The organism is Lapillicoccus sp. (assembly GCF_039935575.1).
Lineage (GTDB): Bacteria > Actinomycetota > Actinomycetes > Actinomycetales > Dermatophilaceae > Lapillicoccus.
This window is the reverse complement of sequence record NZ_JBDTKA010000073.1, coordinates 44,360-60,164: the sequence shown is the minus strand read 5'-3', so window position 1 is coordinate 60,164 and position 15,805 is coordinate 44,360. Positions and strand designations below refer to the sequence as shown.

Genomic DNA, 15,805 nt, shown 5'->3' with positions numbered 1-15,805 from the left:
ATGCCACTCGTCGAGACACCCGAGCGCCTGGTCGTGGTGCACCGCGACAAGCAGTTGCTCGCCGATGCGTCGGCGACCCGGCTCGCGCTGGCCTGCGCCGACGCCCAGGCTTCCCGGGGGATGGCCCAGATCGTGCTGACCGGCGGGTCGATGGGCAGCGCCATCATCGCGTCGCTGGTGGCGTCGCCCCTGCGCAACGCTGTCGACTGGACGATGGTGGAGGTCTGGTGGGGCGACGAGCGTTACCTCGACACCGGTGACCCCGACCGCAACGAGACGCAGGCCCGTGACGCCGGGCTCGACTCCCTGGGCCTCGACGCGTTCCGGGTCCACCCTATGGCTGGGCCTGACCGCGCCGGGTCCACCGAGCAGGCGACAGCGCTGTATGCCCGTGAGCTGGCCAGCGGCATTCGCGGCCCCGATCCGCGCGGCGTCTCGGTGCCCGACTTCGACGTCGTCATGCTCGGCGTCGGACCGGACGCGCACGTGGCGTCGCTCTTCCCCGGGCACCCGGCCCTGAAGTCCCAGGCCGCGGCGGTGGCGGTTCACAACTCCCCGAAACCCCCACCGGACCGGGTGTCGCTGACGTTCCGCTCGCTCGAGTCGGGCCGCCAGGTCTGGTTCCTTGTGTCGGGCGACGACAAGGCTGACGCGGTCGCGCGTTCGCTCGGGGGCGCTTCCCGCGAGGAGGCGCCGGCCGGTTCGGTCCACGGCCGGGAGTCGACGCTCTGGCTCGTCGACCGAGCCGCCGCGACCAACCTGCGCTGACGGGCGAGCAGGACCAGCGAGCCGTTCTGGCGATCCCACCGCAACAACCGACCACGTGGTCGACGAGCGCGGACGTTCTGCCGTTCCCGCCGCAACAACCGACCACGCGGTCGACGACCGCGGCCGCCGGCGGCGGATACCAACGGACCCGTCGGGTTTGCGGTCAAACCCGGACGGGGGCCCGACTACTGGATCAGGCCGCGCTGGCGCAGGGTGGCGAGCGCCTCGTCGAGGATCGCCTTGCCGTCGGCGTCGCTGCGGCGCTCCTTCACATACGCGAGGTGGGTCTTGTAGGGCTCCACCTTGTGCGGTGCCGGCGGGTGCGCCTTGTCCTGACCCGCGGGGAACCCGCAGCGCGGGCAGTCCCAGGTCTCGGGCAGCACCAGACCAGGCTCCTCGGCGAAGCTCGGCCGCGTCTCGTGGCCGTTGGAGCACCAGTAGGACAGGAAGATCCGGGGAGCCGAGTCGCCACGCTCCGCCTCCCCCATCGGCCCGGCGCCGACCCTGCTGCCACGAATTGCGTTGCCGCTCGCCATGCCGTACTCCCTTGGTGTGAACTAGAGGTGAAGAAACTCAGGTGGTGGCGAAACGGGTCAACAGGCCCAGCCCGACGACCGTGACGAACCAGACGATCCCGATCGCGACCGTGAACCGGTCAAGGTTGCGTTCGGCCACAGTCGACCCGCCCAGCGAGGTCGAGATGCCGCCCCCGAACATGTCCGAAAGCCCGCCGCCTTTGCCCTTGTGCATGAGGATCAGCAGGATCAGGAAGAGGTTCGAGACGACCAGCAGCACCTGCAGGCCGATCTTGATGGCGTTCACGAGCGAAGAGTTCCCATCTGGTTCGGGCGACACCTTTGGCGACAGCATCCCGGCGAGAGATGCATGCCACCCCGAGACGGAAAGTGCCTCTCGACAGGATACCTGAGCCGCATCTATGCAGTGACGTGCTCGCGGAAGCGACAGATCGCTGCGAACTCCTCGGGGTCGATCGACGCGCCGCCGACCAGTGCGCCGTCCACGTCGTCCTGGGCCATCAGCGAGGCGATGCTCTTGGACTTGACCGAGCCGCCGTAGATGATGCGGGTCTGGTCGGCAGTCGCGCCGCTGGAGATGTCGGCGACGAAGTGGCGGATCGCCTCGCAGACCTGCTGGGCGTCCTCGGGGGTGGCGACCTCGCCGGTGCCGATCGCCCAGACGGGTTCGTAGGCGATGACGATGTCGCTGAGATTCTCGGGATTGACGTCGAGGAGCGCGGCCCGCAGCTGCTCGACGACGAAGGGCACGGCCCCGCCCTCGCGGCGCACGGAGAGACCCTCACCGATGCACAGGATCGGGGTGAGCCCGTGGTGGAACGCCGAGAGCACTTTGTGGTTGACCACCTCGTCGGTCTCGTGTTGATGCTCGCGTCGCTCACTGTGACCGCACACGACATACGTGCAGCCGAGCTTGGCGAGGAACGCCCCGGAGATCTGTCCGGTGAACGGTCCCAAGGTATGCCGCGACAGGTCCTGGGCGCCGTACGTCATCTTCATCTTGTCCGCCTCCACGAGCGTCTGCACCGAGCGCAGGTCCGTGAACGGCGGGAGGATCGCCACCTCGACCGCGTCGTAGTCGTGCTTGGCGTCGCGCAGCGTCCAGTCGAGCTTCTGCACGAAGTGGGTTGCCTGGAGATGGTCGAGGTTCATCTTCCAGTTGCCGCAGATCAGCGGCGTCCGGTGGGCTCTAGCGGCGGTCACGGGCTGTCCTCCTCCAAGACGGTCAACCCGGGAAGCTCCTTGCCTTCCAGGAACTCCAGGCTCGCTCCCCCGCCCGTCGAGATGTGGCCGAACTGGTCGTCGTCGAACCCGAGCTGGCGCACGGCCGCAGCGGAGTCGCCGCCACCGACCACCGTCAGGGCGCCGCGCGAGGTTGCCTCCACGAGCGCCTCGGCGAGCGCCTTGGTGCCCGCGGCATAGGGAGCCATCTCGAACGCGCCCATCGGCCCGTTCCAAAAGACGGTACGCGTGTCCGCCAGCTTCTCGGCGAAGAGAGCGGAAGACTCGGGCCCGATATCGAGTCCCATCCGGTCGGCCGGGATGGCGTCGGCCGCGACGACCTCATGGTCGGCGTCGGCGGAGAACGCCGTCGCAGCAACAACATCCACAGGCAGCACGATCTCGACGCCGCGAGCGGCTGCGTCGGCCAGGTATCCCTTGACCGTCTCGACCTGGTCCGCCTCGAGCAGGCTGGACCCGACCTCGTGGCCCTGGGCCTTGAGGAAGGTGAACACCATCCCGCCGCCGATCAGCAACCGGTCGGCGGTGCCGAGCAGATTGCCGATGACGCCCAGCTTGTCGGAGACCTTCGCGCCGCCGAGCACGACGGCATAGGGGCGTGCGGGGTCCTGGGTGAGGCGGCGCAGGACGTCGACCTCCGTCGAGACCAGCCCGCCCGTAGCGTGCGGCAGCAGCCGGGCCACGTCGTAGACCGAGGCCTGTTTGCGGTGCACGACCCCGAACCCGTCGGACACGAACACGTCGGCGAGCGAGGCGAGCTGGCCCGCGAACTCGGCCCTTTCCTCGTCGGTCTTGGCCGTCTCCCCTGCGTTGAACCGCAGGTTCTCCAGCAGCACGACGTCACCGTCCCCGGCTGCGGCGACCACCGCACGGGCCGACTCGCCCACCGTGTCGGTGGCGAAGGCAACCGGCATACCGAGCACCTCGGAGAGCCGGGACGCGACGGGAGCAAGCGAGTATCGGTCGTCGGGCGCACCCTTCGGCCGGCCGAGGTGGGCGCACACGACGACGCGAGCACCCGCATCGGAGAGGGTCCTGATGGTGGGCACCGAAGCCCGGATCCGGCCGTCGTCGGTAATCGTCGTGCCGTCCATCGGCACGTTCAGGTCGGACCGGACCAGCACACGCTTGCCGCGCAGGTCATCGGCCGACACGAGGTCGGCGAGGGTCCTCAAGGCGTCAGGGCCGTCACAGATCGCGACCGACCAGCTCGACGAGGTCGATGAGGCGGTTGGAGTAGCCCCACTCGTTGTCGTACCAGCCCACGACCTTGACCTGGTTGCCGAGCACCTTGGTCAGACCCGAGTCGAAGATGCACGAGTGCGGGTCGGTGACGATGTCGCTGCTGACGATGGGGTCCGCGGTGTACTTGAGGATGCCCTTGAGCGGGCCGTCAGCCGCCGCCTTGACCGTCGCGTTGACCTCCTCGGCGCTGGTTTCGCGGCCCGCCTCGAAGGTGAGGTCGGTCGCCGACCCCGTGGGGATGGGCACGCGCATCGCGAAGCCGTCCAGCTTGCCTTTGAGCTCAGGCAGGACCAGTCCGATCGCCTTCGCGGCTCCGGTCGAGGTCGGCACGATGTTGAGAGCGGCCGCGCGGGCTCGGCGCAGGTCCTTGTGCGGGCCGTCCAGGAGGTTCTGGTCCTGGGTGTAGGCGTGGATGGTCGTCATCAGGCCCTTGACGATGGTGAACTCGTCGTTGAGCACCTTGGCCATCGGCGCGAGACAGTTCGTCGTGCAGGACGCGTTGGAGATGATCGTGTGCTTTGCCGCGTCATAGTCGCCGTCGTTGACGCCCATGACGACGGTGAAGTCCTCGTTTTTGGCGGGAGCCGAGATGATGACCTTCTTGGCCCCGTTGTCGACGTGCGCCTTGGCCTTGAGCGCGTCGGTGAACAAGCCCGTGGACTCGATCACCACGTCGGCTCCGAGGTCCCCCCACTTCAGGGCCGCCGGGTCACGCTCGGCGAACGCCTTGAAGGACGTGCCGTTGACGGTGATCTCGTCCTCCGAGGCGCTGACGTCACCGTCGAGCCTGCCGAGGATAGAGTCGTACTTGAGCAGGTGCGCGAGCGTGGCGTTGTCGGTGAGGTCGTTGACCCCGACGATCTCGATGTCGTGTCCCGACGCCGCTGCGGCGCGGAAGAAGTTGCGGCCGATGCGGCCGAATCCGTTGATTCCTACGCGGACAGTCACGGTGTCTCAAACCTTCCGGATGATGGGTCTGCAATGCCTCACGACCCTAGTCCCCTGGTCGTGACGTGGCTCACGCGCGTCCGTCCTGCGGGCAAGGCACCACTTCCATACGAGCTCGGTATGTGCGTGCGCTACTCGAGCATGTCGGGCGTGAGGTTGGCGTCCGTGCCCGGGATGCCGAGGTCTGAAGCCCTCTTGTCGGCCATCGCGAGCAGTCGGCGGATCCGCCCGGCGACGGCGTCCTTGGTCATCGGGGGGCTGGCCAGCTGGCCGAGCTCCTCGAGCGACGCCTCCTTGTGCTCCAGCCGCAGCCGTCCGGCGTCGCCGAGGTGGTCCGGGACCTCCGCGCCGAGGATCTCCATGGCGCGTTCGACGCGTGAGCCGGCAGCGACAGCGGCGCGGGCCGAGCGGCGCAGGTTGGCGTCGTCGAAGTTCGCGAGCCGGTTGGCGGTGGCACGGACCTCGCGCCGCATCCGGCGCTCCTCCCACGCCAGGACGGCGTCATGAGCGCCGAGCCGGGTGAGCATCGCCGCGATCGCGTCGCCGTCACGGATGACGACCCGGTCCACCCCGCGGACCTCGCGGGCCTTGGCCTGGATCCCTAGGCGGCGCGCAGCGCCCACCAGGGCCAGCGCGGCCTCCGGTCCGGGGCAGGTCACCTCGAGCGCGGACGACCTGCCGGGCTCGGTGAGCGAGCCGTGCGCGAGGAACGCGCCGCGCCAGGCGGCCTCCGAGTCACAGGCCGATGCGCTGACCACCTTTGGCGGCAGACCTCGCACGGGCCGGCCGCGCGAGTCGATGAGCCCGGTCTGGCGGGCCAGCATCGCGCCCTCGTCGACGACGCGTACGACGTACCGGCTGCTCTTGCGCAATCCCCCTGCCGACATCACCAGGACCTCGCACTTGTGGCCGTAGACCTCCCCGATGAACCGGCGCAGGCGACGGGCGGCATTGGCGGTGTCGAGCTCGGCTTCCACGACGATCTGGCCCCCGACGATGTGCAGGCCACCGGCGAAGCGGAGCGTCGCCGCCACCTCGGCCTTGCGGCAGCAGGGTTTGGTCACCTCGAAGCGGCTCAGCTCGTCCTTGACCTTCGCCGTCATCGCCATGCCCGCCATCCTGCCACCCTGCCCATCGTCATCCGGTTGTCCGATCTGGTCCCCCGACGGAACCGCCGAACCCGTAGTTCGGCTGCCACGACCCTGGTTCCGAGGCCAGGCCCGGTCGCAGGCGAATCGGGGTCGAAGGCCGTCGAGACAGGCGGATCGGTGGGTGGGGTGGGGGTTCGGAGAGCCGCAGGCTATCCGATGACGTCGCGGTAGGCGGCAGCGAGTCTCAGGGCATCGTGACGGCCGGGCTGTCCGGTCGTCGCCACGCTCGTCACGACGAGCCTGGCGCCAACGAGATCGGCGGCCCGCTGCACCTCGGCCTCGTCCTCGACACACGAGGGGTCGGCGAGGACGACGTCGAACTGCAGCTCGGGTGCGTGCTTGACCAGGCTCTCGATATGGTCCTGTGCCCGGTAGCCCTTGGTCTCGCCGGCGTGGACCTCGAGGTTGAGGTTGAGCAGCTTGCCGGCCCTCGTCGTGACCAGGGCGTCGCGCAGGTCGGGGACCAGCAGGTTGGGCATCACGGAGGTGAACCAGGACCCCGGACCCACGATGACCCAGTCGGCCTCGGCGACGGCCTCGAGCGTCTCCGGCGGGCTGGCGGGGTCGGGGGGCAACAGCCGGACGCTCTGGACGCGTCCTGTGCTCGAGGCGACCCGGTGCTGCCCCCGCACGGTGACCAGGGCTTCTGGTGAGGCCCCGTCGTGACCGGCGATCTGGGCTTCGATCTCCAACGGGACGCTGGCCATCGGCAGCACCCGGCCCCGGGAGTTCAGCAGCCGGCCGACCAGGTCGAGCCCGTCCACGGTGTCGCCGAGCAGGTCCCACAACGACACGATCAGCAAATTGCCGAGGGCGTGCCCGGCGAGGGGTCCGTCGCCCTGGAAGCGGTGCTGCAGGACGTCGCGCCAGGTATGCCCCCACTCGGTGTCGTCACACAGGGCCGCAAGCGCCATCCGCAGGTCTCCCGGGGGCAACACGGCGAACTCCTCGCGCAGCCTCCCGGACGAGCCTCCGTCGTCGGCGACCGTCACGACGGCGGTCACCCGGTCGGTCAACAGCTTCAGCGCGGAGAGGGAGGCCGCCAGCCCGTGCCCGCCGCCGAGAGCGACGACCTTGGGGTTGCGCGAGGACGGCGGGTTGCGTGAGGAGCGCGGGTCGCGTGAGGACCGTGGGCCGCGCCCGGGACGGGGGCTCACTCGCGCCCCAAGTCACGATGCACGAGGAAGGTGTCGACGCGACCGTCGGCCAGTCGGACAGCCAGCTGCTCGGCGATCGCGACGGAGCGGTGCTTCCCACCCGTGCAGCCCAGGGCCATCGTCACGTAGCGGCGGTTCTCCCGGACGAACCCGTTGAGCACCGGGCCCAGCAGGCGCACCACGTCGTCGACGAACTCGGTGGCGCCCGGCTGCGCGAGGACGAACTCGGAGACCACCGCGTCTCGTCCGGTGAGCGGCCGCAGCTCCGGCACCCAGAACGGGTTGGGCAGGAACCGCAGGTCGAGGACGAAGTCGGCGTCCAGCGGCACGCCGTACTTGAACCCGAACGACATGACCGCGAGCCGCACCTGCGCGGCGCCATCGCCGGCGAAGAGCGACATCGCCTTGGCCGCGAGCTGGTGGACGTTGAGCCCGGACGTGTCGAGGATGACGTCGGCTTCGGAGCGCAGCTCGCCGAGCAGCAGGCGTTCGCGCTGGATGCCGTCCAACAGGCGTCCGTCCGCCTGCAGCGGGTGCGGCCGGCGGACGCTCTCGAACCGACGTACCAGCGCCTCGTCCGTGGCGTCGAGGAACACGACGGACGGGCGGTGCCCTACGCTGCCGAGCTCGGCGACGATCTGCTCGAAGTCGGCGAACACCCCGTGGCTGCGGACGTCGACCACGGCGGCGACCCGACGGATGAGCGGGTCGGGAGTGCGGTCGAGGTACTCCTCGTGCAGCTCGAGCAGCTGCGGCAGCATCTGCGGGGGCAGGTTGTCGACAACGAACCAGCCGAGGTCCTCGAGGACGTTCGCCATGGTCGAGCGTCCCGCGCCGCTCATGCCGGTTAGGACGAGCATGGGCTCGTCGGCGCCCGGCGATGCGCGCGCGCTCCGGATCGCCGCCGGTGGGACCTTGTCCGTCATTCGAGCACCTCCCCGGTCGTCACGTTAACGGCCGGCACCGCCGAGGACGAGTCCTGTACCAGGCGCGCCGCGATCCCGACGGCCAGGGTCGGCCCGATCCCGGCGACCTCCGCGATCTGCTCGGCCGATGCGGCGCGCAACCGCTTGACCGAGCCGAACTGGCGCAGCAGGGCCTTGCGACGGACCTCGCCCAGGCCCGGTATGTCGTCGAGCACCGACGCGGTCATCGCCTTGGAACGGCGCTGGCGGTGGAAGGTGATCGCGAACCGGTGCGCCTCGTCGCGGACCCGCTGCAGCAGGTAGAGGCCCTCGCTGGTGCGCGGCAGGATCACCGGGAAGTCCTGGCCGGGGACCCAGACCTCCTCCAGCCGCTTGGCCAGGCCGACCAGGGCGACGTCCTCGATGCCGAGCTCGTCGAGCGCGGCCTTGGCCGCGTTGACCTGCGGGAGACCCCCGTCGACGACGACGAGGTTGGGCGGGTAGGCGAACTTGCGCGGCCGGCCGGTGACCTCATCGATCGGACCGTGGGCCCGACGCATACCCTCCTCGGCATCCTCACCGTCGTCGGTCTCGGGGCCGAGGTCGATCTCGGTCGAATGTTCCCGTTCGTCCAGGTAGCGCCGGAACCGTCGGGTCAGCACCTCGTGCATCGCGGCGGTGTCGTCGATCGTGCCGGGCAGCCCGTCGGGGCTCTCGGCCAGCGCACCGCGAACGATGAACCGGCGGTACTCGCTCTTGCGCGACAGGCCGTCCTCGAAGACGACCATGGACGCCACGACATTGGTGCCCTGGACGTGGCTCACGTCGAAGCACTCGATCCGCAGCGGCGCGTCCTCCAGCTCGAGGCCCTCCTGCAGCTCCTGGAGCGCCTGGCTCCGGGCGGTGAGGTCACCGGCTCGCGCGACCTTGTGCCGGGCGAGAGACTGCTCGGCGTTACGGCGGACGGTGTCCATGAGCGAGCGCTTGTCGCCGCGCTGCGGCACGCGCAGGTCGACGTTGGACCCGCGCAGCCCACCGAGCCAGACCTGGACGGCCTCGGCGTCGGTCGGCAGGACCGGGACGAGCACCTCGCGTGGCACGGCTTCGCCGCCCTCGTCGCCGTAGACCTGGAGCAGCAGGTGGCCGACGAGGTCGGGGACGTCCTCGCTCTCCTTCTCGACGACCCAGCCGCGCTGTCCACGGATCCGACCGCCGCGGACGTGGAAGACCTGGACGGCTGCCTCCAGCTCGTCGTCGGCGAGGGCGAACACGTCGGCGTCGGTGGCGTCGGCGAGTACGACCGCAGACTTCTCAAGCGCCTTGTTGAGGGCACCGATGTCGTCGCGCAACCGGGCCGCGAGCTCGTACTCCTGCGCCGACGAGGCCTCCTGCATTCGGCGTTCGATGCGCCGGACGAACTTCGCGGTGTTGCCCGCCATGAAGTCACAGAAGTCCTCGGCGATGGCTCGGTGCTCCTGCGGCGTCACCCGACCGACGCAGGGAGCCGAGCACTTGTCGATATAGCCCAGCAGGCAGGGCCGGCCGCTCTGGGTGGCCCGCTTGAAGACGCCGGAGCTGCAGGTGCGCATGGGGAAGACCCGCAGCAGCAGGTCGAGGGTCTCGCGGATCGCCCAGGCGTGCGAGAACGGGCCGAAGTAGCGGGTGCCCTTGCGCTTGGCCCCCCGCATGACCTGCGCGCGGGGGAACTCGTCACCGAGCGTGACGGCGAGGAACGGGTAGGACTTGTCGTCGCGATACTTGACGTTGAAGCGCGGGTCGAACTCCTTGATCCAGCTGTACTCCAGCTGCAGCGCCTCGACCTCGGTCTTGACGACCGTCCACTCGACGCTCGCACCGGTGCGGACCATGGTGGCGGTGCGGGGGTGGAGGGCCCCGATGTCCTGGAAGTACGAGGACAGCCGGGGACGCAGCGACTTGGCCTTGCCGACGTAGATGACCCGGCCGTCCCTGTCGCGGAACCGGTAGACGCCCGGGTCCACCGGGATCTCCCCCGCCTTGGGGCGGTACGTCGACGGGTCGGCCACCCCCCAACTCTAGGTATGCGGGGTGTCACCCGGTCAGGCGACGGTGATGGTGTCCCCGTTGAGGGTGGCTGTCTTGGCCGGCAGCGCCTTCTTGGCCTGGCTGCTCGCCGTGGGCGCCCCGGTGGAGATGTCGAACTGGCTGCCGTGGCAAGGGCAGTCGATCTTCCCGCCGGTCACCTTGGTCACCGTGCATCCCTGGTGGGTGCAGACGGCGCTGAATGCCTTGTAGGTCCCCGCCGTGGGCTGCGTGACGACGAAGAGCGCGTCGGGGTTGATCAGGCCGCCGCCCACCGGGACGTCGGCCGCCTTGACCGAGGCGGCGGTGGTACTGCTGGCAGCGGCGCCGCCCGAGCCGGTCGACGTCGAGCCGGAGCCGCCACAGGCGGCGAGGACGCCGGCGCCGGCGGCGCCGACCCCGGTGATCCCGGCGGCTCGAAGGACCGTTCTGCGGTTGAGCGTCTCGGTGTCACGCGCGGTGGAGATGGGCTGGTCTGCCATGGCCTCGTCCTGCCTTTAGGTGGTCTGGTTCAGACGTGCCGGTTCAACGACCTGAGCAGGTCCACCGTGCCCGTCACGGCTGTCAACCACCTGTGGTGACGCCATGACCAGCGCCCTGGTTCACCGGTCGAAACGACGGTTTTGTGTCTGAACAGGGACGAAACACCAGCTTCCTACATCACAAGACAGACACGGAGGTGCTCAGGGCGCGGGATTGGGGCCCGGCAGGGGGTTATTGTGCGACACGCTCGCGGTTGTCGCGACGGGGGGCGTCGGGGGTCGTCCCGCGCCCAACATTCCCAGGAGGATCTGTGCATCAGCGTTCCATCGTCCGGATCGGGGTTCCGCTCGCTGTCGCGGCGCTTGCCCTGTCGGCCTGCGGCTCCCGCGGCGACTCCGGCACCACCACCGGCGGCAGCACGGGTGGCGCAGCCACCAAGACCGTCAAGATCGGGGTCATCGCCCCTCTCTCTGGTGACCTCTCCGCGCTCGGCAAGGGCATCCAGCACTCGGTTGAGCTCGCCGTCAAGCAGGCCAACGCCGCGGGCACGGTGCCCGGTTGGAAGCTCGAGGTCGAGGCAGTGGACGACGAGGCCAAGGCGGACGTCGGCAAGAACGCCGCCACGAAGCTCGCCGCCGACAACGACGTCATCGGCGTCGTCGGCAACCTCAACTCGAGTGTCAGCCAGCAGACTCAGCCGATCTTCCAGTCGGCCCGCATCGTGCAGGTCTCGCCGGCCAACACCAACCCGACGCTGACCAAGGGCGCCGACCTGACCAACCCCAAGCGGCCCTACGACACCTACTTCCGCACCTGCACCACCGACGCGGTCCAGGGCCCGTTTGCGGCCCAGTACCTGCTCGGCAAGGGCATCAAGTCGGTCGCCACCATCCACGACAAGAAGGCCTACGGCCAGGGTCTGGTGGACGCGTTCACGACGGAGTTCAAGAAGGGTGGCGGCACCATCACGGCTGCCGAGACCATCAACCCCGACGAGTCGAACTACCAGGCCGTCGTGTCGAAGGTCGCTCCGAGTGCACCGAAGGCGGTCTACTACGGCGGTGAGTTCCCGCAGGCGGGTCCGTTGTCGCAGCAGATGAAGGCGTCCGGCCTCAACGTCCCCCTCATGGGTGGCGACGGCATCTACGACCCAAAGTTCATCGCACTCGCCGGTACGACGAGCAACGGTGACCTGGCCACCTCGGTCGGCGCCCCGGCCGACAGCAGTGAGGCTGGCAAGAAGTTCCTCGCCGCGTATGCCGCAGCCGGTTTCCCGGACCCGTCGGCCGCATACGGCGGGTACTCCTATGACGCCGCGAACGCCATCATCAACGGCCTCAAGACCTCCCTGGCCAGCGCCTCGGACGTCAAGTCGGCCCGTGAGGCGACGATCAAGGCGGTCGGCGGTGTCTCGTTCGAAGGCGTGACCGGCAAGGTCTCGTTCGACGAGTTCGGCGACGCGACGTCCAAGGTGATCACCGTCTACAAGGTCGACAACGGCGCCTGGGTCACCGACAAGACCGACACCTTCAAGTAGGTCGGCGGAACAGACACAGGGGCGGGCGCAGTTGCCCCGCCCCTGTGTCTGTCGCAGGTGCACGATGTCCCCCCCAGCCGCATGCCCTCGGCCGCTGTCGATCTCGGGAGAGAACCGGTGAAGCACGCATGAACGATCTGCTCCAACAGCTGGTGAACGGCCTGACCCTCGGGTCCTTGTATGCGCTCATCGCCGTCGGCTACACCGTGGTCTACGGCATCGTCCAGCTGATCAACTTCGCCCACGGCGAGATATTCATGATCGGGGCGTTCGGGGCGCTGGCCACCTGGTCCACTCTCTTCTCCGGCACCACCGCCGTGTGGGTGCTGCCGATCATGATGGTCGGCGCCATCGTCTCGTCGGTCGTCATCGCCGTCATCATGGAGCGCTTCGCCTACCGTCCGCTGCGCAACGCGCCACGCCTCGCGCCGCTCATCACCGCGATCGGTGTGTCCGTCTTCCTCCAGGAGGCCGTGCGGCTCTTCTATCCCGGCGCCAAGAGCAAACTGCCGTTTCCACCCATCGAGGTGGTCACTGGCCCCGCTCTCCACCTCGGCTCGCTGACCATCCAGCGCGCCGCCATCTTCACGGTGGCCGCCCTCGTCGTGTGTGCGGCCCTGCTGTTCTACTTTATCAACCGCACCAAGCTCGGACGCGGGATGCAGGCGGTCTCGCAGGACCCGGACACGGCACGACTGATGGGCATCAACGTCGACCGGATCATCGTCGTGGCGTTCGTCCTCGGCGCCATCCTCGCGGCGGTTGCCGGTGTGGCACAGGGCTTGCAGAACCAGAACATCGACTTCCATATCGGCTTCATCGCCGGTCTGAAAGCCTTCACGGCAGCGGTGCTCGGTGGTATAGGCAACATCCAAGGGGCCGTCGTCGGCGGCCTCGTCCTCGGGGTCGTCGAGTCGCTGGCGACCCAGTTCATCCCCGGACAGTTCGGCGGGTCGGCCTGGAAGGACGTGTGGGCGTTCGTGCTCCTGATCGTGGTCCTCGTCTTCAGGCCAGAGGGCCTGCTCGGCGCGAGGGTGGTGGACCGAGCGTGAGTACCTCTTCGGCCGCCCCGACTCCGCCCGCCTCGCCGGAAGATCAGGACGCACAGCTGAACGCTCCTCCGCCCACCGAGCCGACCTGGCTGGACGGCATGCGGGAGCGCCTCGGCGCCCTTGCGTGGCCACTCGGGCTGGCCGGTGCGGTCATCCTCATCGCCGGCTGCTGGCTGTCCTGGAGCTACACCGCGAACGTGCTCCAGGACCTGTCGATCAGCGGCTATCCCGGGACGATCCAGATCTTCGCCATCATCCTCGGCGTCGTCGCGATCGTGCTGCTGCTGATGTACCGAGGCCCGCTACGACGCCTCGGCAGCTGGCTGGACTCGGCGGCAGCCTTGTCCGCGCTGGGCATCGGCTCCTTCGCGTTCATGACCTTGACGCTGGTGATCATCGCCTACCAGTCCGGCGGCCTGATCAACATCAACCCCGGCGGCTGGGTCTCCTGGCTCGGATCGGTGGTGCTCGCGGCGGGCGGTCTGCTCCTACGATCCCGCGAGACCAAGGACGCCCTGCTCGCGTCCGTCCCGTCCTGGCTGGAGATCGTCACCATCGTGATCCTGCTGGCGATCACGCTGTTCGGGGCGGCCTTTGCGCTCGGTCAGGACGACGGCGGTGTCTTCGTCCTGTTCTTCGTCGTCCTGGGCACGTTGATGTGGGCGCTGGCGAGGTCGCACTTCTTCACCTGGCTGGGCCTGATCGCCCAGAAGAACCGTCAGGTCCTCATGCTCGGCGCCTTTGTGGTCGCGTTCCTGTTCCCGTTCACGCAGGGCGGGTCCGACGCAAACATGTCGATCGCCACCCAGGTCATCATCTTCGCCGCGACCGCGCTCGGCCTGAACATCGTCGTCGGCCTGGCCGGCCTGTTGGACCTCGGGTACATCGCGTTCCTGGGCGCCGGGGCATACACCGCCGCCGTCCTGTCCGACTCGGCCTTCGCCACAGTCGGCTGGAAGCCGCCGTTCCTGCTCGTCGTCGTCCTCGGCGCCTGCGTCTCGGCGACCCTCGGCCTGATCATCGGTACGCCGACGCTGCGGGTCTCGGGTGACTATCTCGCCATCGTGACGCTCGCCTTCGGCGAGATCTTCCGCCTCGCCATGGGCAACCTCGACGGCATCAACGGCCCCAACCTCACCCACGGACCGAACGGCGTTCCTGCGATCCCTGATCTCGTCGTGTTCGGCTGGGACTTCGGCCAGTCGCATACGGTCTTCGGCATCGTTCTCGGACGCTTTGCGAACTACTACTTCCTCCTGCTGCTGCTCGCCGCGTTCGTCATCCTCATCTTCGTGCGACTCAACAACAGCCGAATCGGACGTGGCTGGGTGGCGATCCGTGAGGACGAGAAAGCCGCGGAGGCGATGGGTGTCAACGTCTTCGGCCTGAAGCTGTTCGCCTTCGCCAGCGGCGCGTTCCTCGCCGGCATGGCGGGCACGATCAAGGCCCACCAGGACGTGTCGGTCACGCCCGACCAGTATGTCTTCCTCAACTCGGCGTTCCTGCTCGCCGCGATCGTGCTCGGCGGTATGGGCACCGTGGCGGGCGTCCTCATCGGGTCGGTGATCCTCAACGTGCTCCCCGAGAAGCTGCGGTTCATCTCGGACTATCGGCTGCTCATCTTCGGTCTCGTGCTCGTGATCATGATGCGGTTCCGCCCCGAGGGCATCATCGCCAGCCAGCGCCGCAAGCTCGAGTTCCACGAGGATGACGAGGGTCTGGCCGAACGGATCGAACAGATCCACCTCGAGGAAGAGGCCACCGCATGACCGTCACTCACAGCACCGACAGCACCGCACGCGCACCGTCCGACGGCGCCGCGGTGGTCCTGCAGGCCCGCGGCGTAATCATGAGGTTCGGCGGGCTGACCGCCGTCAACAACGTCGACCTGGTCGTCCGCGAGGGAGAGATCGTCGGTCTCATCGGTCCCAACGGCGCCGGCAAGACAACGTTCTTCAACTGCCTCACCGGCCTCTACAAGCCGACCGAGGGGCAGGTGACGTTCAAGGGCTCCGTCCTGCCGCCCAAACCGCGCGCCGTCGTCTTGGCGGGGATGGCCCGGACCTTCCAGAACATCCGGCTGTTCGCCAACATGACTGCCCTCGAGAACGTCATGGTCGGCCGCTACTGCCGCACCTCCTCCGCGGCCCTGACCTCGATCATCCGTGGGCCGAAGTTCCGGCGCGAGGAGGCGGCCACGCGCGCCCGAGCTCAGGAGCTGCTCGACTACGTCGGGCTCGGTCGGTCGGCGGAGTCCCTGGCCCGCAACATGCCCTACGGCGACCAGCGGCGCCTCGAGATCGCCCGCGCCCTCGCCACCGACCCCGCCCTGGTCCTGCTCGACGAGCCCACGGCCGGGATGAACCCGCAGGAGACGCGTCAAGCGAGCGACCTGATCTTCAAGATCCGGGACAGCGGCATCGCGGTCGTGGTCATCGAGCACGACATGAGGTTCATCTTCAACCTTTGCGACCGGGTACTCTGCCTGGTCCGCGGGGAGACCCTCGTCGAGGGCACCCCGTCGGAGGTGCAGTCCGACCCCCGCGTCATCGAGGCCTACATCGGCACAGGTGACGAGCTCGACGACGCCGAGGCCGAGGCCGAAGCGGAGCAGGAGACAAGGGAGGAGGCCGAGGCTGCGGGGCGCAGTCTCGACGACGTGCCGCACGACGCCCGAGGGGCGACCGAGGGTGAAGGGTGGCGCGAGTGACCGCAGGAAC

The 15,805-nt window shown here is 68.7% G+C and carries 15 protein-coding genes; 5 read left to right on the top strand and 10 right to left on the bottom strand.

Going from position 1 to position 15,805, the window contains the following annotated elements:
- Complete coding sequence (pgl, locus tag ABI385_RS09145) at positions 1 to 768, top strand: 6-phosphogluconolactonase (RefSeq protein WP_348103437.1); 768 nt, start codon at positions 1 to 3, stop codon at positions 766 to 768.
- A gap of 185 nt (positions 769 to 953) precedes the next feature.
- Here pgl and ABI385_RS09140 read toward each other — a convergent pair whose 3' ends face one another.
- From ABI385_RS09140 to ABI385_RS09095, 10 genes are all read right to left on the bottom strand, one after another.
- Positions 954 to 1,304 (bottom strand): RNA polymerase-binding protein RbpA, encoded by a 351-nt coding sequence (locus tag ABI385_RS09140; RefSeq protein ID WP_348103436.1) that lies wholly within the window; start codon positions 1,302 to 1,304, stop codon positions 954 to 956.
- A 37-nt stretch (positions 1,305 to 1,341) separates the two neighbouring features.
- Positions 1,342 to 1,590, bottom strand: coding sequence for a preprotein translocase subunit SecG (secG, locus tag ABI385_RS09135; RefSeq protein ID WP_348103435.1), 249 nt, complete (start codon positions 1,588 to 1,590; stop codon positions 1,342 to 1,344).
- 113 nt (positions 1,591 to 1,703) lie between these two features.
- Entirely contained in the window at positions 1,704 to 2,507 is an 804-nt protein-coding gene (tpiA, locus tag ABI385_RS09130) for a triose-phosphate isomerase (RefSeq protein ID WP_348103434.1), read from the bottom strand.
- Positions 2,504 to 3,721 carry a phosphoglycerate kinase gene (locus ABI385_RS09125; RefSeq protein WP_348103433.1) on the bottom strand — a complete coding sequence of 406 codons (1,218 nt, stop codon included), beginning with the start codon at positions 3,719 to 3,721 and terminating at the stop codon, positions 2,504 to 2,506. The genes tpiA and ABI385_RS09125 overlap by 4 nt, the downstream gene beginning before the upstream one ends.
- A 13-nt stretch (positions 3,722 to 3,734) precedes the next feature.
- Complete coding sequence (gene gap, locus ABI385_RS09120) at positions 3,735 to 4,739, bottom strand: type I glyceraldehyde-3-phosphate dehydrogenase (RefSeq protein ID WP_348103432.1); 1,005 nt, start codon at positions 4,737 to 4,739, stop codon at positions 3,735 to 3,737.
- A 131-nt stretch (positions 4,740 to 4,870) separates the two neighbouring features.
- Positions 4,871 to 5,848 carry a DNA-binding protein WhiA gene (whiA, locus tag ABI385_RS09115; protein ID WP_348103431.1) on the bottom strand — a complete coding sequence of 326 codons (978 nt, stop codon included), beginning with the start codon at positions 5,846 to 5,848 and terminating at the stop codon, positions 4,871 to 4,873.
- A gap of 191 nt (positions 5,849 to 6,039) precedes the next feature.
- A complete protein-coding gene (yvcK, locus tag ABI385_RS09110; protein ID WP_348103430.1) occupies positions 6,040 to 7,047 on the bottom strand; it encodes a uridine diphosphate-N-acetylglucosamine-binding protein YvcK in 1,008 nt (335 codons plus the stop codon).
- The gene (rapZ, locus tag ABI385_RS09105) at positions 7,044 to 7,973 is read right to left on the bottom strand and encodes an RNase adapter RapZ (RefSeq protein ID WP_348103429.1); all 930 of its coding nucleotides are present in this window, start codon (positions 7,971 to 7,973) and stop codon (positions 7,044 to 7,046) included. The genes yvcK and rapZ overlap by 4 nt, the downstream gene beginning before the upstream one ends.
- Positions 7,970 to 9,997: an excinuclease ABC subunit UvrC gene (gene uvrC / locus ABI385_RS09100; protein WP_348103428.1), complete on the bottom strand. Its 2,028-nt coding sequence runs from the start codon at positions 9,995 to 9,997 to the stop codon at positions 7,970 to 7,972. The genes rapZ and uvrC overlap by 4 nt, the downstream gene beginning before the upstream one ends.
- A gap of 33 nt (positions 9,998 to 10,030) precedes the next feature.
- Positions 10,031 to 10,495: a Rieske (2Fe-2S) protein gene (locus tag ABI385_RS09095; protein WP_348103427.1), complete on the bottom strand. Its 465-nt coding sequence runs from the start codon at positions 10,493 to 10,495 to the stop codon at positions 10,031 to 10,033.
- Between the two features lie 311 nt (positions 10,496 to 10,806).
- On the opposite strand from ABI385_RS09095, the gene ABI385_RS09090 reads away from it, so the two are divergent.
- The 4 genes from ABI385_RS09090 (at position 10,807) to ABI385_RS09075 (ending at position 15,795) form a co-directional block, all read left to right on the top strand.
- A complete protein-coding gene (locus ABI385_RS09090; protein ID WP_348103426.1) occupies positions 10,807 to 12,033 on the top strand; it encodes a branched-chain amino acid ABC transporter substrate-binding protein in 1,227 nt (408 codons plus the stop codon).
- A 128-nt stretch (positions 12,034 to 12,161) separates the two neighbouring features.
- Positions 12,162 to 13,085: a branched-chain amino acid ABC transporter permease gene (locus ABI385_RS09085; protein WP_348103425.1), complete on the top strand. Its 924-nt coding sequence runs from the start codon at positions 12,162 to 12,164 to the stop codon at positions 13,083 to 13,085.
- On the top strand, positions 13,082 to 14,854 hold the full coding sequence (locus tag ABI385_RS09080; protein WP_348103424.1) for an ABC transporter permease subunit: 1,773 nt from the start codon (positions 13,082 to 13,084) through the stop codon (positions 14,852 to 14,854). The genes ABI385_RS09085 and ABI385_RS09080 overlap by 4 nt, the downstream gene beginning before the upstream one ends.
- Positions 14,851 to 15,795, top strand: coding sequence for an ABC transporter ATP-binding protein (locus ABI385_RS09075; RefSeq protein WP_348103423.1), 945 nt, complete (start codon positions 14,851 to 14,853; stop codon positions 15,793 to 15,795). The genes ABI385_RS09080 and ABI385_RS09075 overlap by 4 nt, the downstream gene beginning before the upstream one ends.
- The last annotated feature ends 10 nt before the right edge of the window (positions 15,796 to 15,805 follow it).